We start from the raw sequence: 23,681 nt of genomic DNA on the forward strand, positions 1-23,681 counted from the left end.
GATTGACGTATAGTCCGAGGCATGGGTCAACTTGTTCGCCGCGGAACACCCGACTACGGGCGCGCGCTCGGCGCGCTGTTCTGCATTGGGATCGGGGCGTATGCCCTGACGTATGCGCCCCAGCCGCTGCTGCGCGTGATTGGCGACGAGTTCGGGGTAGGAGCCTCGCAGTCGGCCCTGCTGCTCTCGGCCGCCACGTTCGGCCTGGCTATATCCGTGCTGTTCTGGGGAGCGGTCTTAGCGCGCGTGTCCGAGCGGCGCCTCATCATCGGGGGTCTGGCGGGTGCCGTGCTCGTCTCGCTCGCCATCCCGCTCACTCACGCGTGGGGCGTGATTGTGGCGCTGCGCGTGGCGCAGGGGATCGCGCTCGGCGCGCCTTTCACCGCGGCACTCGCCTGGGTGGGCCGCCACGTTGAGCTGTCATCGGTTGCCCAGGTCTCCGGTCTCTACATTGCCGGCACCACCGTGGGTGGGATGGCAGGCCGCCTCCTGTCCGGATTCGTCAACGAGGTGACGGACAACTGGCGCATCGGCCTGGCCGCTGTCTCGCTCGTCTCCGCCGTGATGGGCGGGCTAGCCCATCTCCTCCTTCCAGCAACGAAGGGACGCGCGGCGGGGGAGTTGCCGCCCTCGCGCCCGGAGAGTCCGTGGCGAAAGCGCCAGCGGCTGCTGGCCTACCTGTTCGCGTTCGTCGGCATGGGCACGTTCGTCGGCCTGTACAACGTGGTGGTCTACCGGGTCTCCGAACCGCCGCTGAGTATGGGCACGTCGGTCACATCGCTCCTCTTCCTCGGCTACCTCGCCGGAACGGTGACCTCAGCACGGGCGGGCCGCCTCAACGCGCGCGTTGGTGCCCGCGGGGCGATGATCGCGGGCACGGCCACCATGGCGCTGGGGATCGCGCTGCTCATCCAGCCCACGGTCTACACTCTGTGGCCGGGCCTGTTCATCATATGCGGAGGCTTCTTCGCGATGCACTCGATCCAGTCCGGGCGCGCCACGAGCCTGCACCCGAAACCGGGGATCGGATCGGGCCTATACCTCACGCACTACTACGGCGGTTCCTCGCTAGGTGGAATCTTGTTCGGCCTGGCGTGGGACTTGGGCCGCTGGCCGGCCGCGCTGGGATTGGCGTTCGCTTGCCTCGGCGTCGTGGCACTGTTTGCCTTGCTGAGCTCGAACGCGGAGCCTGCCTCACGCTAGAATGTGAGGCAGACGAAAGGGGCCAGGCATGGGCAAAATGAAGATGCTTTTGAAGATCGCGACGACGGCGGGGCCGGTGGTCTTCGAGGTTGTTCGCAAGTACGGCCCGCAGATCCGCAAGCTCATGGATGACAACCCGGACTTCTTCGATAGCCTCAAGGGCCGCCTCGGCGCGCTGGCGGGGGTGTCAAAGGTGAAGCGGGGAGCGCCGCGGTTGCAGACCCGCATCGAGGTGCTCCGCCAGCAGACGACCTACCTTTACGGCACGGCGAACAACGCCTCCGTGGCGGAGCAGGCCACGGCGTGGCGGCGCGAGCTGGACGGGTTGGAGAACTCCCTGCCGGTCGTGTCCTCGATGAAGGGCAAGGTGCGCCGGGGTAACATGCGCCACCTCGAGGAACGCCTCGATTCTCTCTCGGCCAAGATCCTCGCCCTCACGCTCGAAGACGACATCGAGGACGCCGAGGTCATCGACGACGCCCGCTAGGTTCACGACACCTCCCGCTGCTGACGATCTGCACCGCGGGTCACGGGGAGATCGGCCCGTGAGTTTTGACGCCGATCGGTACCGGGGCTGGAATCGGGTTTGGTGACGCTGCTGTTTGAGTGGGGAGCAACTGATAGGATGCCCAAAACGATTGTGGCGTTCATTGACCGGATGCGCGCCGAGCGGGGGAGGTCTTGATGACCAACGTGGTGGTGCGTCGACTCCGTGCTACGGATGCGCCCGCGGTGTTTGAAGCATTCACAGCGTCCCCTGACATGGCTAGGCAGGGGGATGTTGCGTCACTGGAGGGCGCTGAGCGCTACATCGATCGGCTCATCGCGGCGGATTCACCGCACGAGGCGTGGGCAATCGCTGAACGTGACGTGCTGGTTGGACTCGTGTGTGTCACCGTTGACGAGACCAATCTCAGCGGCTGGTTCTGGTACTGGATGACGAAGTCTGCGCGTGGCCGTGGTTGGACAAGCCGCGCTGCGGTAGCTGTTGCGCAGTGGGCGCTGAACGCGCGCGGTCTTGAGCGTCTGGAACTGGGACACCGAGTGAACAATCCGGCTTCCGGGCATATTGCGAGGGCTGCTGGATTCGTTCGAGAGGGAACGGAGCGTGCGAAGTTCCTCGTCGACGGCGAACGGATCGACGTTTGCACATACGGTCGGTTGCGCAGCGATCCCGTTCCCAGTGGTGCTCCACTCGCTTTGATCGAAGAGGCGTAACCGACGCAGGGATCCCACTTGCCAAGATCTCGTGGCTGCTGAGCAGCAGGAGGAATATCAGGGAATCATAGTTGATGACGCTGTGCAGTGCGTCGACTATGAAGGAACCTTGTGGCAAGCAGTGCAGCGGTGCGTGGACTTAGGCGTCAGCGTCGTTCGACTCCCGCACGACGCCGTCGCCCGGCTTTCGAGCAGGACCCGCGCCTTGCCCGGGCGCCGCTACAGCCCGAGCGCTCCCGCGATGTCGGGGTCGAAGAAGCCGGGTCCCTTCAACACCTTGCCGTCCTCGCGGTAGATGGGCTTGCCGTCGGCGCCGAGTTTGGACATGTTAGAGGCCTGCACCTCGCGCAGCACGTCGCCGAGCGGGATGCCGAGTTCGAGGGCCATGCCGTAAATGACGTAGGTGAGGTCGGCGAGCGCGTCGGCAGTTTGGACGGTGTCGCGCGTGTGGTCGTCGGCGGCGCGGGCGGCGTCGTAGGCCTCCTCAATGAGGGCCCGGGCCTTCGCGCCGTAGATGGCTCCCACGAGTTCGGAGAACTCTTCGGCCACGAGGCTCATGCGCATGTGGACCCGGTCGCGGTCGGCGTTCGGGGTGCCCGTGACGATGGGCAGGCCGTAGGTTTCGTGGAACTGGCGGACGAGGTCTTCGGGGCGATTCGGATCAGGTACGTAATTCATGGCTCCAATTTACCCTGTCGCTCAACTTGGCTCAGATCACATAAGAATTGTGAGCGGCAGATTTTGCGCAGGTGACCTTCGGTGATAGATTCTTACCTGTTGCAAACGCACACCTGCGCGGGTGGCGGAATAGGCAGACGCGCTAGCTTGAGGTGCTAGTCCACGTATAGTGGGTGGGGGTTCAAGTCCCCCTCCGCGCACAGATGAGGCCGGTAGAGATACCGGCCTTTTTCGTGCCCGTGTGGCATGGTAGAGCCATGGACGCTCGCACCCAGGTTTTCGCAATTATTGGCAACCCGGCTCGTCATTCGAAGTCGCCGGAGTTGCACAACGCGGTCTTCGCCCACCTCGGCATTAACGCGGTTTACGTGGCGCACGAGGTGGACGACGCCGGGGTGGCGGTCGCGTCCATGCGCGCGTTGGGCTATGCGGGGGCGAACGTCACGATGCCGTTCAAGGCGGACGTGATCGAGCACCTGGATTCGGTGAGCGAAGTGGCCCGGGAGATGAACGCGGTTAACACGATCACGTTCCGAGGTGGCCGCGCGCACGGGGATAATACCGACGGCGCAGGGCTGCTGAGCGAGATCGAGGCGGAGGGCACACCCGTGACCGGTAGCCGGATCCTGCTGCTGGGGACCGGGGGAGCGGCGTCGTCGATCTGGACCCAGGCGGCGCTCGATGGGGCGGCGGCGGTGAGCGTGTTCAACCGTGCCAAGCCCGAGCTCGAGTCGATTGGCGCCACCCTTTCGCAGCTCTCCGAGCGCACGGGTTGCGCTCTGTCGCTGCAGACGTTCGAGGGTGGCGGCCTGGAGGCGGCGTGCGCCGAGGCGGACATCATCATCAATGCCACCTCGGTGGGCATGGATCGCCTTGCGGACGACACGCTTGTGGATGCGAGATGGATCACGCCGCGCCACACGGTGGCCGACGTCGTCTACCACCCGCGCATCACCCGCCTCATCGCCGAGGCTCGCGAGGCCGACGCGAAAACGGTGGAAGGCCTGCGGATGCTGCTGGGCCAAGCGGCGATCGCGGAGAAGATCTGGCTGGGGATCGACATGCCGATGGAGGTGGCCTACCGGGCCGTAACTTCCTAAACTGCGCCACACCTTCGCTACGCTGTCCCTATGAAACCGTTTGCCTTCCTTGCGGCGCGCCCAGCCTTCGCGGCCGACATCCGCCGCGACGAGTTCGCCGTCGTCAAACGCGACGGGCGCCTGTCCGACGCCGAGATCGTCTACCTTCCCCTTGCCGAGCGCCCGCAGATCGACCCGGAGGACTATGCGGGGATCATCGTGTCGGGTTCGCAGTACGGTTTCGGCGTGGTAGACGAGGCTAAGACGCCCGATCAGATCGCCACCGAGGAGGTCCTGTTCGACGTGGTGAAGCAGGTGCTCGCCAAGGACCTGCCCTTCCTCGGCCTGTGCTACGGTCACCAGGCGGTAGCGCTCTCGCTCGGCGGCACGCTCAGCGCTGAGTACGGCGAGGAGCTGTCCACTGTCTCCATTCATCTCAACGACGACGGCCGCGCCGACCCGATCTTCTCCCAGCTGCCCGATTCGTTCCCGGCGATTGTGGGGCATGACGACGCGATCGGCGTGGTGCCTGCGAACACCACGGTGTTGGCCTCCTCGGAGCTGTGCCCGGTGCAGGCGATCCGATACGGGGACAACGTGTATGGCGTGCAGTTCCACCCCGAGATCGACGCGGATGGCGTGGGGCTGCGCCTCGATTACTACGGGGACGTGTACTTTGCCGCCGAGCAGGTGGAGCGGGTGCGGGCCCAGACCACCAGCCATGACTATGCGGCGTGCGCGGTGCTCATTGGCGCGTTTGTGGACAGGTACAGGAGTTGACCATGGAATTTGCGTCCTCGCCCCGCTCGACCGTGGGCATCGAGTGGGAGCTCCAGCTCATCGACCGTGATTCGAACGACCTGCGCCAGGCGGCCGACACAGTACTCGCCGAGGTGTGCCGGCTCGATGCGGATACCTCGATGATCCACGGGGAGATGTTGCTCAACACGATCGAGCTGGTCTCGCGCCCGCACGAGCGCGTGGGCGAATGCGTGGCGGACCTGCGTCAATGCCTCGATATCCTCGAGCCGGTGCTGGAGCCGATGCGCATCACGCTCGCTTCCTCGGGTACCCACCCGTTCGCCAACCCGGTCTACCAGCGCGTGACGGACAGCGAGCGCTACGCCGAGCTCGTTAACCGCACCCGGTACTGGGGGCGGCAGATGTTGCTGTTCGGCACCCACGTCCACGTGGGCATCGAGGACCGCGCCAAGGTGCTGCCGATCCTACGCGCCGTGCTCACCCGCTCCGCCCACATCCAGGCCCTCACGGCGTCGTCCCCGTTCTGGAGCGGGAAGAACACCGGCTATGCGGACAACCGGGCGATGGTCTTCCAGCAGCTGCCCACCGCCGGCGTGTCGCACCAGTTCACGAACTGGGCCGACCTCGAGGGCTACTACGCGGGCATGGTCAAGACGGGCGTGATCTCCAATTTCGACGAGGTGCGCTGGGACGTGCGGCCCTCGCCCAAGTTCGGCACGCTCGAGTTCCGCGTGGCGGACGCGGCCACGAATCTGTCCGAGGTGGGAATGGTCGCCGCGCTGTCGCAGTGCCTGGTTGAGTACTTTTCGCGCGAGTACGACGCCGGCCGCGCGCTTCCCGCCCTACCCTCCTGGTTCGTGGTGGAGAACAAGTGGCGGGCCGCCCGCTATGGCATGGACGCGATCCTTATCCTTGATGAGGAGGGCAACGAGGAGCTGGTGGGGACCACGCTGGCGCGGATGGTCGAGGAACTCACCCCGATCGCGCGGGACCTGGGCTGCCTCGAGGAGCTGCAGATGGTGAGCCGCGTGCTCGAACTTGGCGCGCCCTACCAGCGCATGCTGCGCGCAGGCTCCCACTTCGAGCGAGCGCGGGAGGCGATCGTGGACTTCATGATCGCGGAGATGGAGGTGGGCCACCCGCTCGATCCGGACGCCCGCGAGCTCGACGGGATTGCCGCCGCCGAGGAACAGCACGCCCAGGCCTACGACCCGGAACAAAAGACCGTGAAGGACCCCCAGTGAACGCCTACTCCGAAACCCTCGAGATTGCCCAGACCCTCATCCGTTTCGACACGTCCAATGACGGCCGGGACGTGATCGAGAAGCCGGCGGCCGACTACGTCATGGACCTGCTGGGCGAGGTCGGCCTCGAGCCGGAGTACCTCGGGCCGACGCCTGGCCGGCCGTCGGTGGTGGTGCGCATCCCGGGCAAGAAGCGTGAGGTCGAGGTTGATCCTGTCACGGGCGAGCGCCGGGGCGCCGTCGTCATCCATGGGCACACTGACGTTGTGCCAGCGGTGGCGAGGGACTGGTCGGTGGACCCGTTCGGCGGCGTCGTGAAAGACGGCTTCCTGTGGGGTCGCGGCGCGGTGGACATGAAGAACATGGACGCAATGATCCTGGCCGTGGTGCGCGAGATCGCCCGCACCGGCTACGTCCCTCCGCGCGACCTCATTATCGGCATGTTCGCCGACGAGGAGGCGGGCGGCCACCAGGGCTGCCGCTGGCTAGTGGAGCACCACCCCGAGCTGTTCGAGGGCGCCACGCACGCGATCTCGGAGGTCGGCGGTTACAACACGTACGTCAACGGCGAGCGTGTCTACCTGCTACAGACGGGGGAGAAGGCGCTGACCTGGTACACCTTCCGCGCCGAGGGCAAGGCGGGCCACGGCTCCCAGATCAACAACGACAACGCGATTGCCAAGCTCTCCCGCGCGCTCGTGGCGCTCGACTCCGAGCCCTGGCCGCTCACGCTCACCGACACGGTCACGAAACTGCTCCAAGGCACCTCCGAGATCTCCGGCCTGCCCTTCGACCCCGACGACGAGGCGAGCATCAACGCGCTGGTGAACGCGCTCGGGCCGGCGAAGGCCTACGTGGGCGCCACGCTGCGCACGGGCTGCAACCTCACCTCGTTCAACGGCGGTTACATGCAGAACGTGGTGCCGGGCAGCGCGGAGGCGACGGCCGACGTGCGGGCCATCCCTGGCACCGAGAGAGAGGTGGCACGCCGCATCGAGGAGCTGACCGAGGGCATCGAGGTGGGCTGGCTGTCGTCCATGGACGGGTATGAGTCCACCACCGAGGGCTCGTTCGTGGAGGCGATGACGGCCGCGGTGCTGGCCAAGGACCCGGGCGCGCACGTGCTTCCCTACCTGCTCTCGGCAGGCACGGATAACAAGGCGCTCGGCTCGCTTGGCATCGAGGGTTACGGGTTCTCGCCCGTGCGCCTGCCAGAGGGCTTCGACTTCCCGGCGATGTTCCATGGGGTGGACGAGCGCGTGCCGGTCGACTCCCTCGCCTTCGGCGCCGAGGTGTTGCGCGAGTTCATCGACCGGCTCTAAGGAGTTTGCGGTACAGAAAATCGCCGGTGTGAGCTAGGCTTTCAGGTATGGCTAACGAAACACAAGCGGCATTTGATCGGCTGATCTTTGCACTTCAGGAGTTCAACGCGGCGGCGATCTCGGCGCGCGATCCAGAGGATCCTTCCGTCGTGGCGGCGGCCGATGCGCTTGCGGACGCCTACACGGTCTACGACGACGCCCTCTACACCCAGTACGGCGTGGAGACCCCGCTCGATACGTACGACTACGACGATCACGACGACGATTTCGACGAGTCGGACGACGACGATGACGATCTCGACGACGAGCTAGATGATGACGATTTCGACGACGACGATCACTTCGACGACTTCGATGATGACGAGGACTTCGACGAGGACTTCGACGAGGACGACCTGGAGGAGTTCAACCTCTAAATCTCGGAGATCGCCTGCGCGACCGGCCCGGGTAGCGGCTCGATCGGCAGGGACAGGACTTGGTCAAACTGGGCGTGCGTGCGCGCGCCGATGAGCGCTGTCGTCACCTGCGGCTGATCGAGGAGCCAGGCGAGAGAGACGTCGGCCGGTGTGCGCCCCAGGCCGTCGGCGGCTTTGGTCACGGCCTCGACGATGCGGCGAGGCTTGTCGGTGAGGTAGGGATCCACGGTCGCGGACAGGTGCTCGGTGGCCGCCCGCGATGTCGCAGGAATCGTGTGGCGATACTTCCCGGTCAGCACCCCGCCGGCAAGCGGCGCCTGGGCGATAATCCCCAGGTCGAACTCACGCGCGACTGCCGTCAGGTCTCCGCCCGGCTGGCGGTGCAGCACTGAATACTCGGCCCCGATCGCGGCGAGCCGCGGCAGGTGAAGGTCAGCCAGGTACTGCGCGGCACGGGCCACCCGCCACGCCGGATGGTTGGCCAGGCCAATGTAGCGCGCGGCCCCGCTTCGCACGATCTGCGCCAGGCTCTCCAGCTGCTCCTCGATTCCGACGCGCGGGTCGGGCGCCGCCACCTGCAACACGTCCACGTACGTGGTGCCGAGCTCGGTCAGCGTGGCGTTGAGCGAGGCGGTCAGGGCCGCGTGTCCGCCGTTAAACCGCACCCCGTCGTCGTGATAAAACTCTCCTGCATGGGCGATGATGACTACCTCTGAGCGGTCCACGCCGCCGGAGAAGATCGAGCCGAGCACCTGCTGGGCCAGGCCGTCGCCGTAGACGGGGGAGACGTCAATCGTGGTGCCGCCGTGGTTGAGCAGAGCCGTGACCATCTTGGTGGCGTCCTCGACGTCCGTGTCGCGCCCCCAGGTGAGGGTGCCGAGCCCGAGGCTGCCCATACGCAGGCCACTGCCGCCCAAAAACGTGTGCTTCATATCCCTGAGCCTAACGTACGATCGCGCCGCAACTGGTTTAGGCTTGGGCGCGTGGGTATTTTCGAAGCCATCATATTAGGAATTGTTCAAGGGCTCACCGAGTTCCTGCCGATCTCCTCCTCGGCGCACCTGCGCATCGTGGGCGAGCTGTTCCCCTCGCTAGGAGACCCGGGCGTCACCTTCACGGCCGTCACCCAGATCGGCACCGAGGTGGCGGTCCTCCTGTATTTCCGGAAGGACATCTGGCGGATCATCGAGCGCTGGGTCACCTCGCTGCCCGGCCCGTGGAAGCGCACGCCCTCCACCGATCCCGACGCCCGCATGGGCTGGATCGTCATCCTCGGCTCGATCCCGATCGTCATGCTCGGCCTGCTCTTAGAGACCTGGATCGACACGACGTTCAGGAACCTCTACATCACGGCGCTCATGCTCGCCGTGTTCGCAATCTTGCTCGCCCTCGCCGACCGCTACGGCAAGCGCCGCCTGAGCCTGGAGCAGATGAGCCTGCGCGACGGCATTACGCTCGGCTTCGCCCAGGCGATGGCCCTGGTGCCGGGCGTGTCGCGCTCCGGCGGCACGATTACGGTGGGCCTCGCGCTCGGCTACACGCGCGTGGCCGCCGCCCGCATCTCCTTCTTCCTAGCCGTCCCGGCCGTGCTCGGCTCGGGCTTCTACCGGCTCTTTACCGACGACGGCACCGGCCCCCAGGCCGGCGCGATGCCCACGTTCGTGGCCACCGCGATGGCGTTCGTGGTGGGATACGCCGTGATTGTGGGCTTCCTCAAGCTGGTGGAGACCAAGAACTACCTGCCATTCGTCATTTACCGACTCCTGCTGGCCGGCCTGCTGGTCTTCCTGCTCGGCCAGGGAATGATGAGCGCGTAAGGAGCGTCATGTCTTTGCCATGGGGGATCCTGTTCGACATGGATGGGACCCTGACCGACACCGAAAAACTATGGTTCCAGGCGGAAACCGAGGTGCTAGGCGAGCTGGGTCGGCCCTGGCGCGCCGGGGACGAGATGGACATCATCGGGCTCAACCTCATCGACGCCGCCACCCACCTTGCCACCATGCTCGAGATCGACATCGAGCCGGCCGAGCTGGGGTGGATGCTGACCGAGCGAGTCGCCGCGATTGGGCGCGAGCAGGGGATGCCCTGGCGTCCGGGCGCCTACGAGATACTTGAGTTGGTGGCCCGCCTAGGGATTCCGAGCGCGCTGGTGACCGCCTCCCACATGGCCTTCGCCCAGCTCGCCTTGGAGCAGGCCCCGGCCGGCACGCTCGAGGTGGCCGTGACTGGCGACCAGACCCTCATCGGCAAGCCTGACCCGGAGCCCTACCTCATGGGCATCGAGCGCCTGGGCGTGCCCGCCGAGCGCACGCTCGCCTTCGAGGACTCCGTGCACGGGCTGACCTCCGCGCTCGCCGCCGGGTGCGTGACCGTGGGCGTGCCGCTCAAGGTGGACATCTCCGGCGTGGACGGAGCGATCCTCATCGACTCACTCGCAGACGTGGACGAGGCCTTCCTCCGCGCCGTCATGCCCTAAACCGCCACCCTCGAGCCCTTCACGACGCCGCGACCCGGCTTACAGCCCGCTCAGCCCACCTCGGCCGTCAGCAGGTCCTTCGCCCCGGCCTCGCTCATCTCCGGTGCCTGGTTGCCGAAGGCCGGGCAGATGCTTTGGAAGTGACACCAGTTGCACAGCGGGCCCTTCTTCGCCTCGAAGCCGTCCTCCAGCCGGGCGCGGATGCCGGACCACAGCACATCGACCTCCATGGCCAACGCGTCCACGTCCGCCGGCACTGGATCGTAGGTGAGCACGCGCCCGTCCTTGAGGTAGATGAGCTGGGTGCGGGTAGGCAGCGTGCCCTCCGCGAAGTAGAGCGCGGCCGAATAGAACCTCATCTGGAAGATCGCCTCGCCCTGGAATCGCGGGGAGGGTGACTTGCCCGTCTTGTAATCCACCACGCGGATCTGCCCGTTCGGGGTCCGATCGATCCGGTCAATGATCCCACGGATCGCCAGGCCCGAGGGCAGGGTGGCGTTCACGAACTCCTCGCGTGCGAAGGGTTCGAGGAAGACGGGGTTTTCCAGCTTGAAGTAGTTCGCGATCAGCGGCCGGGCGCTTCCGAGCCATTCCTCCAGCGCCTGCTCTGAATCGAACAGCTCCCGCGCCTGTGGCTCCTTCTCCAGGTGCGTGGCCCACATCGGATCGAGGAGCTCTTGGGCGCGTTCGGGCGTGCGCTCGAGCGCAGGCGAATCGTACAGGTGCTCGAGCACGGCGTGGATGAGCGTGCCGCGCAGCGCTTCCACCGACGGGGGCTCTGGCAGCTTATCGATCACCCGGAAGCGAAATTTGAGTGGGCAGGACTTAAAATCGTTGGCCCGTGAGGGCGAAATGGCAGCGTGACGTTTCATGCTCCTAACCGTAGCGACTGCCTCCGACAATTTTCCGTAAGATGAATCCAATGAGTACCTATCCACATCCGCTCGGCGCCGACCGCCGCCGCGGCCCGTTCCGCGCTGGCGAGCGCGTCCAGCTCACAGACACCAAGGGCCGCAAGTACACCACGCTCCTCACCCACGACGGCTACTTCCAGTCCCAGCGCGGCAATTTCCGCCACCGGGAGCTCATCGGCAAACCTGAGGGAACGGTCTTCGAGACCGAGACCGGCCACGTGCTCCAGGCCCTGCGCCCGCTGGTGGCCGACTACGTGCTCTCCATGCCACGCGGCGCCACCCCGGTCTACCCCAAGGACGCCGGCCAGATTATCCAGCAGGGCGACCTCTTCCCGGGTGCCCGCGTCTTCGAGGCCGGGGTCGGATCGGGTGCCCTGTCGCTGTCCCTCCTCGCCGCGATCGGCCCGGAGGGCCACCTTACCTCCTGCGAGCGCCGCTACGAGTTCGCCCAGATCGCCCAGGCCAACGTCGAATCCTGGTACGGGCCTGCCGTTCCGCCCTGGGAGCTGCTCGTGGGGGAGGCCGCCGCCGCGCTGGAAGAGATGGCCGAAGAATCCCTCGACCACGTGGTGCTCGACATGCTCGCCCCCTGGGAGGTCATCAAGCCCGCGGCTCGGGCGTTGCGCTCGGGCGGCGTCGTCGTCGGTTACGTCACCACGACGACCCAGCTGTCCCGCTTTGTCGAAAAGTTGCGCGACAGCCAGTACTTCACCGAGCCGGACGCGTTCGAGACCATGCTACGTAGCTGGCACCTGGATGGGCTGGCGGTGCGCCCGAACCATTCGATGGTCGGGCACACCGGCTTCCTCGTGATCGCCCGCAGGATCGCCCGTGGTTCGTCCCCGCTCGTGCCCACGAGGCGCCCGGCCCCGGCCGCCCGCCCGGACCTGCCCGAGTGGGAGAACTGGGACACGGCCGACCTGCCCCAGCGCGCGATCTCGGAAAAGAAGCTACGCAAGGTCCGCCGCGATGTGGCGCACCGCGCGGACGTGGAAGTTTCCGGATACTCGGAAGCGGGGGACAATAGTGTGAAGATGCGCCGCGAGTTGGATGAGGAGGCGGCCGAGCGCAACCGCCAGCGGGAGGAAGACAAGTGAGCGACCAGGGAGAAATCTTCGGGCTGCAGACCGCGATCGCCTCGCTCGAGGAAAAGAACGACCGGCTTGCCGGCGCACTACAAAAGTCGCGCAAGCGGATCCAGGAGCTGTCCGAGCAGGTAGAAAAGCTTTCCCAGCCGCCGGGCTCCACCGCCACGTTCCTCGGCGCCAACCATGAGCGCCACGAGGTCACCGCGCTCGTCAACGGCCGCAAGATGATCCTGTCCGCCTCCACCCTGGTCGAGCTCGGCCGCATCCGGCCAGGTCAGGAGCTGTTGCTTAACGAGGCGCTCGTCGTCGTCGGCGCTACCACGTATGAGCGCACGGGTGAGATCGTCACGGTCAAGCTGGTGATTGACGCCTCGCGCGTGCTCGTGCAGGTCCATGCCGACGACGAGCGGGTGCTCCGGATCTCCGGCCGCCTCCAGGACCAGGGGGTTCAGGTTGGTGACACGGTACTGGCGGACCTGCGCTCGGGCTTCATCCTCGAGCACGTGGAGCGCCCCGATGTCGAACACCTCCTGCTCGAGGAAGTGCCGAACGTGTCCTACGAGGACATCGGCGGCCTGGACGCGCAGATCGTGCAGATCAAGGACTCGGTGGAACTGCCCTTCGAGCAGCCCGAGCTCTACCGGGAGCACGGTCTCAAGCCACCCAAGGGTGTATTGCTCTACGGCCCGCCCGGCACGGGCAAGACCCTCATCGCGCGGGCCGTGGCCACTTCGCTGGCGGAGAAGATCTCCCGGCGCGACGGACAGGCAAAGTCCCGCTCCTACTTCCTCAACATTAAGGGCCCCCAGCTGCTGGATAAGTACGTGGGCGAAACCGAGCGCCAGATCCGCGAGATTTTCTCCCGGGCGCGTGACAGGGCGGCGTCGGGAATCCCCGTCGTCATCTTTTTCGACGAGATGGAGGCGCTGTTCCGCACGCGCGGCTCGGGCATTTCCTCAGACGTGGAGACGACCGTGGTCCCGCAGCTGCTGGCCGAGATCGACGGCGTCGAGCAGCTGGACAACGTCATCGTCATTGGCGCCTCGAACCGCGAGGACATGATTGACCCCGCGATCCTGCGCCCCGGGCGCCTCGACATCAAGATCCGCATCGAGCGGCCGAACCAGCACGGCGCGTGGGACATCATCTTGAAGTACCTCACGCCCGACCTACCGATCCACCCCGCGGAGATCGAGGCCCACGGCGACGCCGCGGCGGCGGTCCGCGCGATGGCCCGCGCCACGGTCGAGCGCCTCTTCACCCGGGACTCGGATAACGAGTTCGTGGAGGTCTCCTACGCGGACGGCTCGAGCGAGGTGCTCTACGTGTCCGACTTCGTCTCGGGCGCGATGCTGGCCGCGATCGTGGACCGGGCAAAGAAGCTGGCGATCAAGGACCTGCTGGCCTCCCGCGAGCGCGGGATCCGCACCTCCCACATGCTCACCGCGCTGGCCGAGGAGATGCGCGAGAACGAGGACCTGACCCAGATGACCAGCCCCGATGAGTGGGCCCGCATCCACGGACGCGGTTCGGGCAAGCGGGTCACGTTCGTCAAATCGCTGGTTACCCGGAAGGTCGAAAGTGACCAGGCCCCGGCGCCCGAGCGGCCGGTAACGGAATGGGACGGTGTCGTGAGGAAGGGACTGATATGAGCGTGAGGCGAGGGATCGGGCTCGAGACAGAGTTTGGGATCACGGACGCGGGCAATCCGCGGGCGAACCCCATCGTGTTGTCCACCGAGGTAGTGGACGCTTACGGCGGGCGCGGCAGCGCCTCGGGCGGGGCGGGCGCGATCCGCTGGGACTATCACGGGGAGGACCCGCTCAACGACGCCCGAGGCTACCGGCTCGACCGGGCCGCGGCCCACCCGTCGCTCCTGACCGACGATCCGGCCGCACCCGCCCCGTCGGGCGACGCGTTGGAGCGGGTGGCGCGCCCATCGGAGGCCGAGCTCGCCCTGCCGCACGCGGCCAACGCGGTGCTGACCAACGGCGCGCGCCTCTATGTGGACCACGCTCACCCTGAATACTCGGCGCCGGAGGTGACGAACCCGCGCGAAGCGATCTTGTGGGACCGGGCGGGGGACTACATCGCGGCGGAGGCGATGGACCTGCTGGCCGAGGCCGGCCGCCACGTCGTCATCTATAAGAATAACGTGGACGGCAAGGGCGCGGCTTATGGCACGCACGAAAACTACACGGTGGACCGCTCCCTCGACTTCACCGACATCATCCGCTACATGACGCCGTTCTTCGTCACCCGGCCGATCCTGTGCGGGGCCGGACGGCTGGGTCTAGGGCAAAAGTCGCAGCAGCCGGGCTTTCAGATCTCCCAGCGCGCGGACTACGTGGAAAACGATGTGGGGCTGGAGACCACCTTCAACCGCCCCATCATCAACACGCGCGACGAGCCGCACGCGGAAGCGGCCCGCTACCGGCGCCTGCACGTGATCGGCGGGGACGCGAACCAGTTCGACGTGTCGAACCTGCTCAAGGTGGGCACCACTTCGCTTGTGCTTTGGATGCTCGAGCAGGAGGCGTTGCCGCTCGGCATGGATGCGATGATGCTGCTAGAGCCGGTGCGCGCTACGTGGGAGGTCTCACACGACCCGAGCCTCACCCGCCTCATTGACATGCAGGACGGCTCCCAGCGCACGGCCATCGATATCCAGCAGATTTACCTCGACGCCGTACGCACGGCTCTCGAGGGGCGCTGTGAGGTGGACTTCGACACCCGCGAGATCCTGGCCACCTGGCAGGAGGTGCTCGACCTGCTGCGCACCGACATCTTTGCCGCCTCGGGCAAGGTGGAGTGGGTGGCCAAGTACCAGATGCTCGATTCGATGCGCCAGCGCACTGGCGGCTCGTGGGATAACGACAAGCTGCGCGCCTTCGACCTGCAGTGGCACGACCTGCGCCCGGAGCGCTCGATCGTCAACCGGCTCGACCAGGCAGGGCGCATCGAGCGGCTCTTCGGCCCGGAGCAGGTGATGTGGGCGGTGCGCCACGCGCCCGAGTCCACGCGCGCCTACCTGCGCGGCGAGCTCATCCGCCGCTTCCCGGAGCGGGTGGCGGCCGCCGGCTGGGACGGGGTGACGTTGGACGTACCCGGCTACGATTCGCTGGTGCGCATCCCGCTCATGCACCCCGAGCGTGCCACGCGCGAGCTCGTGGGGGAGATCCTCGAGGGCGCAGTCTCGGTCGAGGATTTCCTCGTGAGGCTGACCACGGCCTGAGCGGCGCGCTCGCCCTAGAATTGATCCGGAAAGGAAACTATGTCTGAACAAGAGTTTATGCAGCCTCGCCGCCGCGAGGAGGAAGAGGCCCAGGAGCTGCCGCAGGTGAACGTGCCGGCGGCCGACTTCGACGTCGACGACCTGCTCGACGACATCGATTCGATCCTCGAGGAGAACGCCACGGGCTTCGTGCAGGGCTTCGTGCAAAAGGGTGGTCAGTGAAACCTCGCCGGATCATGGGCATCGAGACCGAGTACGGCCTCCTGTATGCCTCCACCACCACGGGCGAGCAACTGCTCGACCCGGAGGAGACGGCACACCACCTTTTTGAGCCGCTGCTCCACAAAGCGCGTTCCACGAACGCGTTTTTACCCAACGGCGCCAGGCTTTACCTCGACGTCGGGGCCCATCCAGAGTACGCCACCGCCGAGTGCGATCAGCTGGCCGATCTGCTGGCCAATGACCGCGCGGGCGACGCCCTGTACGCGCAGATGGCGGCCGAGGCGGAGGTCAAGCTTTCGGGCGGGCGGATGCACCTGTTCAAGAACAACCTCGATTCCTACGGCAACTCCTTCGGCTGCCACGAGAACTACTTGGTGCGCCGCCGGCGCGACTTTCGCCAGCGCATCGACGGCCTCATTCCGTACTTCGTCACGCGCCAGATCATGGTGGGTGCCGGCTACCTGCACGTGGGCCCGGAGGGCGCCAGCTACCGCATCTCCCAGCGGGCGGACAAGATGAACGACGCCGTCTCGGCGGCCACCACCCGCTCCCGGCCGATGGTCAATACCCGCGACGAACCCCACGGGGACGCAGAGCTTTACCGGCGCATGCACGTGATTGTGGGGGACTCGAACATGTGCGATGCCACGGCCGCGCTCAAGATGGGCGCCACGGAGGCCGTGTTGGACGCGGTGGAGGACGGGCTGCGCCTGCCGAACCGTGCCCTGGCCGACCCGGTGCGGGCGATCCGCGAGGTCTCGGCGGACACGACGTGCGGGGCGGTGCTCAAGCTGGCCGACGGCACCACGATGCGCGCGATCGACATCCAGCGCGAGGTCCATGACCTCGTGCGCGCCCACTTCGAGGCCAACGGCTGGATGGGCCTCGATCCGCTGCGCGCCTACGTCTTTGACCTGTGGGGCCGCACGCTCGACGCCCTCGATCGCGGCGACCACGACTCGCTTTCCACCGAGATCGACTGGATTGCCAAGCGCAAGCTGTTGGGCCGCCTGGCCGAGCGCCTGGGCACCGGCCTTGACGACGCGCGGGTGCAGCGCCTCGACCTGGCCTGGCACGACATCACGGGCGCCGGCCTGCGCCACAAGCTCGAGGCCAGCGGCGGGCTGAAGAAGCTTATCTCTGACGACACGATCGCCCAGGCGATGGGTATCCCACCGCAGACGACCCGGGCGAAGGTGCGTGGGGACTTCGTGGCGCTCGCCATGGAGCACCGGCGCGATTACATGGTCGACTGGATGAACATCCGCCTGCTCGAGGACGCGGGCGCCCACCAGGTCCTTCTCAAGGACCCGTTCAACCCGGTTAGCGCCGAGGTTGAGGAGCTGATGGAGATCATCGGTGAGTAGGTGGCAGCGCGTCGGGCTGGCGATCTTCGGCGTCATTCTGGGACTCACGATGGGCTTCGCCGTTGCCAGCGCCCAGTATCGGATCGCGTTGGCGCGCGAACCGATCTCGGTGGAGGTGGCCGGCTCGTTCGGCGCCTCGGTGGCGGTGATCGTGAACGGCAACGCGAGTTTTTCAACGGATGAGGGGCTGGCGGACGCCTTCTCGAGTGTCGACATCGCTGGCACGGGTCGCACGATCGAGGAGGGCGGCCAGGTTCTTGCCCGGGTGAGCACGTTCTACCTGCGCGAGGATGGGCTGACCACGGAGACCGGTTCGCGCTATTACACGGGCGCGACCGGCTCGGAGTCGCTGGGCTACTATGCCGGCTACGTGATCGGCGAAGCCGAGGGCAGCCGCATCGTGCTCATCGAGCCCGAGACCCCGCGGGCGGGCATCATCTCGGTTATCGACATCCTTCCCACCGTCCTGCCCGGCGAACCGGGCGACCTCCAGGCGGGCGGAGGCCTGCCCGGCGTCAGCACGGACGAGGCCGGCCGTCCCGTCGTCGTCGCTGGCGGAGGCGAGGTGAGCGCGCTGACCTCTGCGGCGATCATCCGGGGTGGCGGGGAGCAGGTGGAGGCCGGCGACACGGTCGTCGTCAACTACCTGCTGATCTCGGTCGACGGCGCCGTCATTGAAAACACGTGGGACGCGCCGCGCCCGGTGGTCATGCCCGTCGACGATGTCTTCGACGGCCTTCGGGACGGGCTCAAGGACGCCCGGGTGGGCTCGCGCCTGGCGCTGGGAATCCCGGCGGAGATGGCGCAGGGGGACGCGGACGTGGCGATCGTCATCGACGTGCTGGCCAAGATTACGGATGAATGATCACCGCAGAATGAGGTCGTTGCGCGCGTTCGAGGGGAACTGCGCGAGTAGGGCCTCCTCCTGGCGCGCCCAGGTGTCCCAGTGCGCTGACCAGTCGTAGGGGTCGCGAGCGCGCACACGTTCCCGGCGCACGGCTTCGGGGGCCTCAATCCAGACGGTGAGGTCGAGGTGCTCGCGTACGGGCGCGGACGTGGCGCCGCATCCGGTGATGATCACGACGTCGGCCTCGCCGGTCTGCGGGATCCACACGTTTCGTCCCCAGCGGCCCTCGTGCCAGTCCCATGCCCGGGCGGTAGCGTGGCCGCGGCGGAGGTCCCGGGCGAGCTCGGCTACGCGCCCGATGTCGGAGGTGAGTGCGTCCCAGCCGCCGATGAAGAGCTCAACTTCGATGATTTCGACGCGCCGCTCGAGAAGGACCGCGAGCGCGCGGGCGAGGGTGGTTTTGCCCGAGCCGGAGCGCCCGTCGATGCCTACCAGGCACCGCCCTGGCCCGATCTGTTCGGCCACAATGCAGGCGCGGGCGGCGGTGTTCGCTGGGTGGTCGTTCACGGCTCACATCCTAAATCGCGTTACGATAGACGGCAACGAAAGGAGTGGCATGGGGGTTGCAATCAGGGTCATTCCGTGCCTGGACGTCTCGCACGGGCGAGTGGTCAAGGGCGTGAATTTTGAAAACCTGAAGGACGCCGGGGACCCGGTGGAGCTCGCGAGCCGGTACAGCCAGATGGGCGCCGACGAGGTCACCTTCCTCGATGTCTCGGCGTCGGTCGAAGAGCGTGGGACCATGATCGACGTCGTGAAGAAGACGGCCGCCGACGTGTTCGTGCCGCTGACGGTAGGCGGGGGCGTCCGGTCCGTGGAGGACGTGCGCGCGCTGCTCGAGGCCGGCGCGGACAAGGTGGGGATCAACACCGCCGCGCTCGCCCGCCCCGAGCTGCTGACAGAGGTCGCCAGCCAGTTCGGCAACCAGGTCATCACCTTGTCGGTCGACGCGCGGCGGGCCGCCAGCATGCCCTCCGGCTTCGAGGTCACCACGCACGGTGGCACGCGCAGCGCCGGGGTGGACGCCGTGGAGTGGGCCATGCGCACGGCCGAGCTCGGCGCGGGGGAGATCCTGCTCAACTCGATGGACGCGGACGGCACCACCGACGGTTTCGACCTGGAGCTGATTGAGAAGGTGCGCGCCGCTGTCGCCGTCCCGCTCATCGCCTCGGGCGGGGCGGGAACCGCGCAGCACTTCGTAGAGGCCGCGCAGGCGGGCGCCGACGCCGTCCTGGCCGCATCCGTCTTCCACTTCGGAGCGCTCACCGTCCGCGAGGTCAAGGAGGCCCTGGACGCCGCAGGCATCGAGGTGCGCCTGTGATCGAACGCGTGAAGTTCGACGGTCAGGGCCTGGTCCCGGCCATCATCCAGGAAGAGGCCACGGGCGAGGTCCTCATGCTCGGCTACATGAACGACCTGGCCCTCGAGCGCACGCTCATCACCGGGCGGGTCTGGTTTTGGTCGCGCTCCCGCCAGGAATACTGGCGTAAGGGCGACACGTCGGGCGCGATCCAGCTGGTCAAATCGGTGGCTGTGGATTGCGACGGCGACACGCTGCTGGTGCGCGTGCACCAGCGTGGTGCAGCCTGCCACACGGGGGAGCGCACGTGCTTCCTGGCCGGGGGAGAGCTGCCGGTTGCCATCCCCGACCACATCGAGGGGCTGTGAGACTCCCTTTTCGTACACGGCGTGAGCGCCGGTAGAGTGAAGTCAAGGGGAAGGACGAACCATGACAGTGCTCGATGACATCATTGCTGGCGTGCGCATCGACCTCGCCAGGCGCGAGGCCGCCGTCAGCCTGGACGAGCTGAAGGAGCGCGCGGCGAAGATGCCAAGCGCGCGCAACGCCATCTCTGCCCTCAAGCCCCACGATCACCGCTCCGTGCAGGTCATCGCGGAGGTCAAACGCAAGTCGCCGTCAAAGGGAGAACTGGCCGACATCCCGGACCCGGCCTATCTTGCCGGCCTGTACGAGGAGGGCGGCGCGGCCGTGATCTCGGTGCTGACCGAGGAACGGCGATTCAACGGGACGCTCGCGGATCTGGACGCCGTGCGAGCCCGGGTGGAGATCCCGGTGCTGCGCAAAGACTTCATTGTCACGCCCTACCAGGTGTGGGAGGCCCGCGCGCACGGGGCCGACCTGGCGCTCATCATCGTCGCGGCCCTCGAGGACACGGTGCTGACCTCGCTCATCGAGCGCGTGCACTCCCTGGGCATGACGGCGCTCGTCGAGGCCCATAGCCGCACCGAGGCCCTGCGCGCGCTCGACGCCGGGGCGCAGGTGATCGGCATCAACGCCCGGAACTTGAAGACGCTCGAGGTCAACATGCGAACGTTCGACGAGGTGGTCGACGTGGTGCCCGATTCGGTGATCCGCGTGGCCGAATCCGGGGTGGCCTCCGCTCAGGACATGCTGAACTACGCCCGCTCGGGCGCCGACGCGGTGTTGATGGGCGAGGTACTCGTGACCAACGGGCACCCGCTGCGGACGGTACGGGACATGGTGGCCGCCGGCCAGCACCCCTCTCTTTTTTCGATTTAAGAGGTGAACAATGCGACTAGCTGAGGTACAGGGACCCTACTTTGACGAATTCGGGGGCCGTTACATCCCCGAGGCGCTGGTGAAGGCGCTGACCGAGCTCGAGCAGGCCTGGCTCGCCCTCAAGGTGGACCCGGACTTTATCGCCGAGCTCGACCACCTGCACCGCACCTACTCGGGCAGGCCGTCAATCATCACCGAGGCCCCGCGCTTCGGTGCCCAATACTGCGGCGGCGCGCGCATTATCTTGAAGCGCGAGGACTTGAACCACACGGGTAGCCACAAGATTAACAACGTGCTCGGCCAGGCCCTCCTCACCCGCGCGCTTGGCAAGAAGCGCGTGATCGCGGAGACGGGCGCCGGCCAGCACGGGGTGGCCACCGCGACTGCGGCCGCGCTGCTCGACCTCGAGTGCACGATTTACATGGGGGCCAAGGACGCCCGCCGCCAGTCCCTCAACGTGGCCCGCATGGAACTGTTGGGGGCGAAGGTCGTGGCTGTCGACAACGGCTCGCGCACTCTCCGAGATGCGATCAACGAGGCCTTCCGTGACTGGGTGACGAACATCGATTCGACCAACTACATCTTCGGAACCGCCGCCGGCCCGCACCCGTTCCCCACGCTCGTGCGCGACCTGCAGAAGATCATCGGCGAGGAGGCCCGCGCCCAGATCCTGGAGCTCACGGGTGAGCTGCCGGACGCCGTCGTCGCCTGCATCGGCGGCGGGTCAAACGCGATTGGCATGTTCAACGCCTTTCTTGACGACCCCACGGTCCGCATTATCGGCGGCGAGGCCGGGGGCGAGGGCATGGCGACCGGGCGCCACGCGGCCTCCATCACGCAGGGCGACGTAGGCGTGCTGCACGGCTCGAAGACGTACGTGCTTCAGGATGAGGACGGGCAGACGATCGATTCCACCTCGATCTCGGCGGGCCTTGACTACCCAGGGGTGGGCCCCGAACACGCCTGGCTCGCCCAGACCGGCCGCGCCGAGTACTGGCCCATCAACGACGCCGAGGCGATGGATGCCTTCCGTGGTCTGGCCCGCACCGAGGGCATCATCCCCGCCATCGAATCCGCCCACGGGCTCGCGGTTGCGATGAAGCTCGGCAAGGAGGCGGCCGAGAAGGGTGAGAAGATCACGATCGCCGTCTCGCTCTCGGGGCGCGGGGATAAGGACATGGAAACGGCGATGACGTACTTTGACCTGGCCAAGGAGAACGAATGATGTACTCGGCACAAAAGATTGAGCAGGCGCGCGAGGCTGGCCACGGCGCGTTCGTGGCCTACCTGTCGGCGGGATACCCAGACGTGGATTTTTCGCTTGACGTCGCGCGCGCCGTTGTCGACGCCGGCGCTGACATCATCGAGGTCGGCTTCCCATACTCCGATCCCACGATGGACGGGCCGATCATCCAGGAGTCGGGTACGAAGGCGCTCGAGCGCGGCCTCAAGCGCGCGGATGTGTTCAAGATGGTCGAGACCGTGGCGGACGCGGGCGCGGCGGCCGTCGTCATGTCCTACTACAACCCCGTCTTCCACTACGGCGTGGACAACTTCGCGCGCGACCTGGCCAACGCCGGCGGCGCCGGCATGATCATCCCCGACATCATCGTCGAGGAGTGTGGGGAGTGGATCGAGGCCTCCGATAAATACGACCTCGAGCGCATCTTCCTCGTGGCACCCTCGTGCACCGACCAACGGCTGCGGGTCAACGCCGAAGCCGCGCGCGGTTTCGTCTACGCTGCCTCGCGCATGGGCGTCACGGGCCCGCGCGCAACCCTGTCCTCCGACACGGAGTCGCTGGTCGCGCGCACGCGTGCCGCGGGCGCGAAGAACGTCTGCGTCGGTATCGGGGTCTCCACCCACGACCAGGCCGTGGAGGTGGCCCAGTTCGCCGACGGCGTCATCGTCGGTTCGGCTATCATCCGTGCCCTCATCGATAACGACGGCGACCGCGCGGCGAGTCTGCGCGCCGTCTCGGCCATCACGGCGGACATCGCCGCCGGAGCCCACACCCCCAGGAGCCGCTAGTGCTGACTGCCATCCCCTCACCGTCGATCAGCGCGATCCCGCTCGGGCCGCTGACCATCCACTTCTACGCCCTCGCCATCCTCACGGGCATCATCGTCGCCTGGAAACTGGCCGACCGGCGCTATGTGCGCTGGGGCGGCCCGGAGGAGGTCTCGATCGACGTGGCCGTGTGGATGGTGCTCTTTGGCATCGTGGGCGCGCGCATCTACCACGTCATCACCACCCCCGATCCGTACTTCGGCCCTAACGGCGACCTGCTCAAGGCCCTGCGCGTCTGGGAGGGCGGGCTCGGCATCTGGGGTGGCATCGCCGCGGGCGCGATCGGCGGCTTCATCGCGCTCCATCGGCGCGGCCTGCGCTTTGCTCCGTTCGCCGACGCCGTGGCCCCTGGCGTGCTCATCGCCCAGGCGATTGGCCGGTTCGGCAACTATTTCAACCAGGAGCTCTTCGGTGGACCCACCGAGTTGCCGTGGGGCCTGCGTATCGACGACGCCCACCTGCCCGCCGGCTACACCTCGGGAACGCTCTTCCATCCCACCTTCCTCTACGAGGCGATTTGGTGCGTGGCGATGGCGGGGATCCTTATCGCCCTGGAGAAGAAGTTCCGCTTCAAGGGCGGGCAGACCACCCTCATGTATGTCATCCTCTACGTGCTCGGCCGGATGTGGATCGAGAACATGCGGATCGACACGGCTCAGATCGTTGCGGGCCTGCGGCTGAACGTGTGGACGTCGCTCATCGTGCTCGCGGCCGCCATCCTTGGCTTCCTCGTGCTCACCAAGCTCCACCGTACCCGGCCCGAGCTGGGCGATATCCATTTGCCCGGCCGCGCGCCCGAACAGGTGGAGTCCGCCGGCGAGGAGGCGGAAGGCAGCGAGCCCGCGTCCGAGGAGACCGGGGCGGACGGCGTCGTCGGACCCGCATCCACCTCGCCCGCCGAACACGACTAGCCTCGGCTCTTCGAAGGCGAGCTT

At 66.8% G+C, this 23,681-nt stretch carries 25 protein-coding genes, 1 tRNA gene and 1 pseudogene; 23 read left to right on the top strand and 4 right to left on the bottom strand.

What is annotated here, in order from left to right:
• Positions 1-21: 21 nt before the first annotated feature.
• The 3 genes from HMPREF3174_RS00795 to HMPREF3174_RS00805 all read left to right on the top strand — a co-directional run bounded on the left by HMPREF3174_RS00795 (position 22) and on the right by HMPREF3174_RS00805 (position 2,421).
• The gene (locus tag HMPREF3174_RS00795) at positions 22-1,203 is read left to right on the top strand and encodes an MFS transporter (protein WP_070447393.1); all 1,182 of its coding nucleotides are present in this window, start codon (positions 22-24) and stop codon (positions 1,201-1,203) included.
• 28 nt (positions 1,204-1,231) lie between these two features.
• Positions 1,232-1,690: a hypothetical protein gene (locus HMPREF3174_RS00800; protein ID WP_062612600.1), complete on the top strand. Its 459-nt coding sequence runs from the start codon at positions 1,232-1,234 to the stop codon at positions 1,688-1,690.
• Between the two features lie 197 nt (positions 1,691-1,887).
• Positions 1,888-2,421, top strand: coding sequence for a GNAT family N-acetyltransferase (locus tag HMPREF3174_RS00805; RefSeq protein WP_070447396.1), 534 nt, complete (start codon positions 1,888-1,890; stop codon positions 2,419-2,421).
• Between the two features lie 219 nt (positions 2,422-2,640).
• Here the strand turns inward: HMPREF3174_RS00805 and HMPREF3174_RS00810 are convergent.
• Positions 2,641-3,072 (bottom strand): annotated as a pseudogene (locus HMPREF3174_RS00810) (hypothetical protein); the annotation flags it as partial.
• Between the two features lie 142 nt (positions 3,073-3,214).
• Between HMPREF3174_RS00810 and HMPREF3174_RS00815 the strand changes: the two are divergent.
• From HMPREF3174_RS00815 to HMPREF3174_RS09335, 6 genes are all read left to right on the top strand, one after another.
• A tRNA-Leu gene (locus HMPREF3174_RS00815) sits at positions 3,215-3,299 on the top strand.
• A gap of 57 nt (positions 3,300-3,356) precedes the next feature.
• On the top strand, positions 3,357-4,199 hold the full coding sequence (gene aroE, locus HMPREF3174_RS00820; RefSeq protein ID WP_070447399.1) for a shikimate dehydrogenase: 843 nt from the start codon (positions 3,357-3,359) through the stop codon (positions 4,197-4,199).
• 30 nt (positions 4,200-4,229) lie between these two features.
• Positions 4,230-4,958, top strand: a complete 729-nt coding sequence (locus HMPREF3174_RS00825) for a glutamine amidotransferase-related protein (protein WP_062612593.1) — start codon at positions 4,230-4,232, stop codon at positions 4,956-4,958.
• A gap of 2 nt (positions 4,959-4,960) precedes the next feature.
• On the top strand, positions 4,961-6,184 hold the full coding sequence (locus HMPREF3174_RS00830; protein ID WP_070447402.1) for a glutamate--cysteine ligase: 1,224 nt from the start codon (positions 4,961-4,963) through the stop codon (positions 6,182-6,184).
• Positions 6,181-7,506, top strand: a complete 1,326-nt coding sequence (locus tag HMPREF3174_RS00835; RefSeq protein ID WP_062612590.1) for a M20/M25/M40 family metallo-hydrolase — start codon at positions 6,181-6,183, stop codon at positions 7,504-7,506. The genes HMPREF3174_RS00830 and HMPREF3174_RS00835 overlap by 4 nt, the downstream gene beginning before the upstream one ends.
• Positions 7,507-7,553: 47 nt before the next feature.
• Positions 7,554-7,922: a hypothetical protein gene (locus HMPREF3174_RS09335; protein ID WP_068538278.1), complete on the top strand. Its 369-nt coding sequence runs from the start codon at positions 7,554-7,556 to the stop codon at positions 7,920-7,922.
• Here the strand turns inward: HMPREF3174_RS09335 and HMPREF3174_RS00845 are convergent.
• The gene (locus tag HMPREF3174_RS00845; RefSeq protein WP_070447405.1) at positions 7,919-8,854 is read right to left on the bottom strand and encodes an aldo/keto reductase; all 936 of its coding nucleotides are present in this window, start codon (positions 8,852-8,854) and stop codon (positions 7,919-7,921) included. The genes HMPREF3174_RS09335 and HMPREF3174_RS00845 overlap by 4 nt on opposite strands.
• 51 nt (positions 8,855-8,905) lie before the next feature.
• On the opposite strand from HMPREF3174_RS00845, the gene HMPREF3174_RS00850 reads away from it, so the two are divergent.
• Together HMPREF3174_RS00850 and HMPREF3174_RS00855 are read left to right on the top strand one after the other, a co-directional pair.
• Complete coding sequence (locus HMPREF3174_RS00850; RefSeq protein ID WP_070445208.1) at positions 8,906-9,739, top strand: undecaprenyl-diphosphate phosphatase; 834 nt, start codon at positions 8,906-8,908, stop codon at positions 9,737-9,739.
• Positions 9,740-9,747: 8 nt separating this feature from the next.
• Complete coding sequence (locus HMPREF3174_RS00855) at positions 9,748-10,401, top strand: HAD family hydrolase (protein ID WP_062612583.1); 654 nt, start codon at positions 9,748-9,750, stop codon at positions 10,399-10,401.
• 50 nt (positions 10,402-10,451) lie between these two features.
• On the opposite strand, the gene HMPREF3174_RS00860 is transcribed toward HMPREF3174_RS00855, so the two are convergent.
• Complete coding sequence (locus HMPREF3174_RS00860) at positions 10,452-11,273, bottom strand: RecB family exonuclease (RefSeq protein WP_070447408.1); 822 nt, start codon at positions 11,271-11,273, stop codon at positions 10,452-10,454.
• Positions 11,274-11,323: 50 nt separating this feature from the next.
• Here HMPREF3174_RS00860 and HMPREF3174_RS00865 point away from each other — a divergent pair, with 50 nt between their 5' ends.
• Genes HMPREF3174_RS00865 through HMPREF3174_RS00890 form a run of 6 tightly spaced genes read left to right on the top strand, consistent with a single transcriptional unit; the run spans position 11,324 to position 18,092 of the window.
• Complete coding sequence (locus tag HMPREF3174_RS00865) at positions 11,324-12,412, top strand: tRNA (adenine-N1)-methyltransferase (protein WP_070447411.1); 1,089 nt, start codon at positions 11,324-11,326, stop codon at positions 12,410-12,412.
• Positions 12,409-14,055 (top strand): proteasome ATPase, encoded by a 1,647-nt coding sequence (gene arc, locus HMPREF3174_RS00870; RefSeq protein WP_070445205.1) that lies wholly within the window; start codon positions 12,409-12,411, stop codon positions 14,053-14,055. The genes HMPREF3174_RS00865 and arc overlap by 4 nt, the downstream gene beginning before the upstream one ends.
• Positions 14,052-15,638 carry a depupylase/deamidase Dop gene (gene dop / locus HMPREF3174_RS00875; RefSeq protein ID WP_070447414.1) on the top strand — a complete coding sequence of 529 codons (1,587 nt, stop codon included), beginning with the start codon at positions 14,052-14,054 and terminating at the stop codon, positions 15,636-15,638. Before arc ends, dop begins: the two co-directional genes overlap by 4 nt.
• 39 nt (positions 15,639-15,677) lie before the next feature.
• Positions 15,678-15,860, top strand: coding sequence for a ubiquitin-like protein Pup (locus HMPREF3174_RS00880; RefSeq protein ID WP_062612573.1), 183 nt, complete (start codon positions 15,678-15,680; stop codon positions 15,858-15,860).
• Positions 15,857-17,227 carry a Pup--protein ligase gene (pafA, locus tag HMPREF3174_RS00885; RefSeq protein WP_244899206.1) on the top strand — a complete coding sequence of 457 codons (1,371 nt, stop codon included), beginning with the start codon at positions 15,857-15,859 and terminating at the stop codon, positions 17,225-17,227. The genes HMPREF3174_RS00880 and pafA overlap by 4 nt, the downstream gene beginning before the upstream one ends.
• Positions 17,220-18,092, top strand: coding sequence for an FKBP-type peptidyl-prolyl cis-trans isomerase (locus HMPREF3174_RS00890; RefSeq protein ID WP_062612570.1), 873 nt, complete (start codon positions 17,220-17,222; stop codon positions 18,090-18,092). Before pafA ends, HMPREF3174_RS00890 begins: the two co-directional genes overlap by 8 nt.
• Here HMPREF3174_RS00890 and HMPREF3174_RS00895 read toward each other — a convergent pair whose 3' ends face one another.
• Entirely contained in the window at positions 18,093-18,641 is a 549-nt protein-coding gene (locus HMPREF3174_RS00895) for an AAA family ATPase (protein WP_062612569.1), read from the bottom strand. It lies immediately after the preceding gene.
• 49 nt (positions 18,642-18,690) lie between these two features.
• Between HMPREF3174_RS00895 and hisF the strand changes: the two genes are divergently transcribed.
• The 6 genes from hisF to lgt all read left to right on the top strand — a co-directional run bounded on the left by hisF (position 18,691) and on the right by lgt (position 23,657).
• Positions 18,691-19,455, top strand: a complete 765-nt coding sequence (gene hisF / locus HMPREF3174_RS00900) for an imidazole glycerol phosphate synthase subunit HisF (protein ID WP_070447421.1) — start codon at positions 18,691-18,693, stop codon at positions 19,453-19,455.
• On the top strand, positions 19,452-19,802 hold the full coding sequence (gene hisI, locus HMPREF3174_RS00905; RefSeq protein WP_062612565.1) for a phosphoribosyl-AMP cyclohydrolase: 351 nt from the start codon (positions 19,452-19,454) through the stop codon (positions 19,800-19,802). Before hisF ends, hisI begins: the two co-directional genes overlap by 4 nt.
• 61 nt (positions 19,803-19,863) lie before the next feature.
• Positions 19,864-20,676, top strand: a complete 813-nt coding sequence (gene trpC, locus HMPREF3174_RS00910; protein WP_070445195.1) for an indole-3-glycerol phosphate synthase TrpC — start codon at positions 19,864-19,866, stop codon at positions 20,674-20,676.
• A gap of 10 nt (positions 20,677-20,686) precedes the next feature.
• Complete coding sequence (trpB, locus tag HMPREF3174_RS00915) at positions 20,687-21,901, top strand: tryptophan synthase subunit beta (protein WP_062612559.1); 1,215 nt, start codon at positions 20,687-20,689, stop codon at positions 21,899-21,901.
• Positions 21,898-22,707, top strand: a complete 810-nt coding sequence (gene trpA / locus HMPREF3174_RS00920) for a tryptophan synthase subunit alpha (protein ID WP_070447429.1) — start codon at positions 21,898-21,900, stop codon at positions 22,705-22,707. The genes trpB and trpA overlap by 4 nt, the downstream gene beginning before the upstream one ends.
• Complete coding sequence (gene lgt / locus HMPREF3174_RS00925; RefSeq protein ID WP_062612555.1) at positions 22,707-23,657, top strand: prolipoprotein diacylglyceryl transferase; 951 nt, start codon at positions 22,707-22,709, stop codon at positions 23,655-23,657. The genes trpA and lgt overlap by 1 nt, the downstream gene beginning before the upstream one ends.
• The last annotated feature ends 24 nt before the right edge of the window (positions 23,658-23,681 follow it).

This window comes from Trueperella sp. HMSC08H06 (assembly GCF_001808465.1).
Lineage (GTDB): Bacteria > Actinomycetota > Actinomycetes > Actinomycetales > Actinomycetaceae > Trueperella > Trueperella bernardiae.

Excerpts from the sequence above, each read along its gene's own strand:
- HMPREF3174_RS00795 (WP_070447393.1), top strand. The coding sequence starts at position 22 with ATGGGTCAACTTGTTCGCCGCGGAACACCCGACTACGGGCGCGCGCTC.
- HMPREF3174_RS00800 (WP_062612600.1), top strand. The coding sequence starts at position 1,232 with ATGGGCAAAATGAAGATGCTTTTGAAGATCGCGACGACGGCGGGGCCG.
- HMPREF3174_RS00805 (WP_070447396.1), top strand. The coding sequence starts at position 1,888 with ATGACCAACGTGGTGGTGCGTCGACTCCGTGCTACGGATGCGCCCGCG.
- aroE (WP_070447399.1), top strand. The coding sequence starts at position 3,357 with ATGGACGCTCGCACCCAGGTTTTCGCAATTATTGGCAACCCGGCTCGT.
- HMPREF3174_RS00825 (WP_062612593.1), top strand. The coding sequence starts at position 4,230 with ATGAAACCGTTTGCCTTCCTTGCGGCGCGCCCAGCCTTCGCGGCCGAC.
- HMPREF3174_RS00830 (WP_070447402.1), top strand. The coding sequence starts at position 4,961 with ATGGAATTTGCGTCCTCGCCCCGCTCGACCGTGGGCATCGAGTGGGAG.
- HMPREF3174_RS09335 (WP_068538278.1), top strand. The coding sequence starts at position 7,554 with ATGGCTAACGAAACACAAGCGGCATTTGATCGGCTGATCTTTGCACTT.
- HMPREF3174_RS00845 (WP_070447405.1), bottom strand. The coding sequence starts at position 8,854 with ATGAAGCACACGTTTTTGGGCGGCAGTGGCCTGCGTATGGGCAGCCTC.
- HMPREF3174_RS00855 (WP_062612583.1), top strand. The coding sequence starts at position 9,748 with ATGTCTTTGCCATGGGGGATCCTGTTCGACATGGATGGGACCCTGACC.
- HMPREF3174_RS00860 (WP_070447408.1), bottom strand. The coding sequence starts at position 11,273 with ATGAAACGTCACGCTGCCATTTCGCCCTCACGGGCCAACGATTTTAAG.
- HMPREF3174_RS00865 (WP_070447411.1), top strand. The coding sequence starts at position 11,324 with ATGAGTACCTATCCACATCCGCTCGGCGCCGACCGCCGCCGCGGCCCG.
- dop (WP_070447414.1), top strand. The coding sequence starts at position 14,052 with ATGAGCGTGAGGCGAGGGATCGGGCTCGAGACAGAGTTTGGGATCACG.
- HMPREF3174_RS00880 (WP_062612573.1), top strand. The coding sequence starts at position 15,678 with ATGTCTGAACAAGAGTTTATGCAGCCTCGCCGCCGCGAGGAGGAAGAG.
- hisF (WP_070447421.1), top strand. The coding sequence starts at position 18,691 with ATGGGGGTTGCAATCAGGGTCATTCCGTGCCTGGACGTCTCGCACGGG.
- trpC (WP_070445195.1), top strand. The coding sequence starts at position 19,864 with ATGACAGTGCTCGATGACATCATTGCTGGCGTGCGCATCGACCTCGCC.
- trpB (WP_062612559.1), top strand. The coding sequence starts at position 20,687 with ATGCGACTAGCTGAGGTACAGGGACCCTACTTTGACGAATTCGGGGGC.
- trpA (WP_070447429.1), top strand. The coding sequence starts at position 21,898 with ATGATGTACTCGGCACAAAAGATTGAGCAGGCGCGCGAGGCTGGCCAC.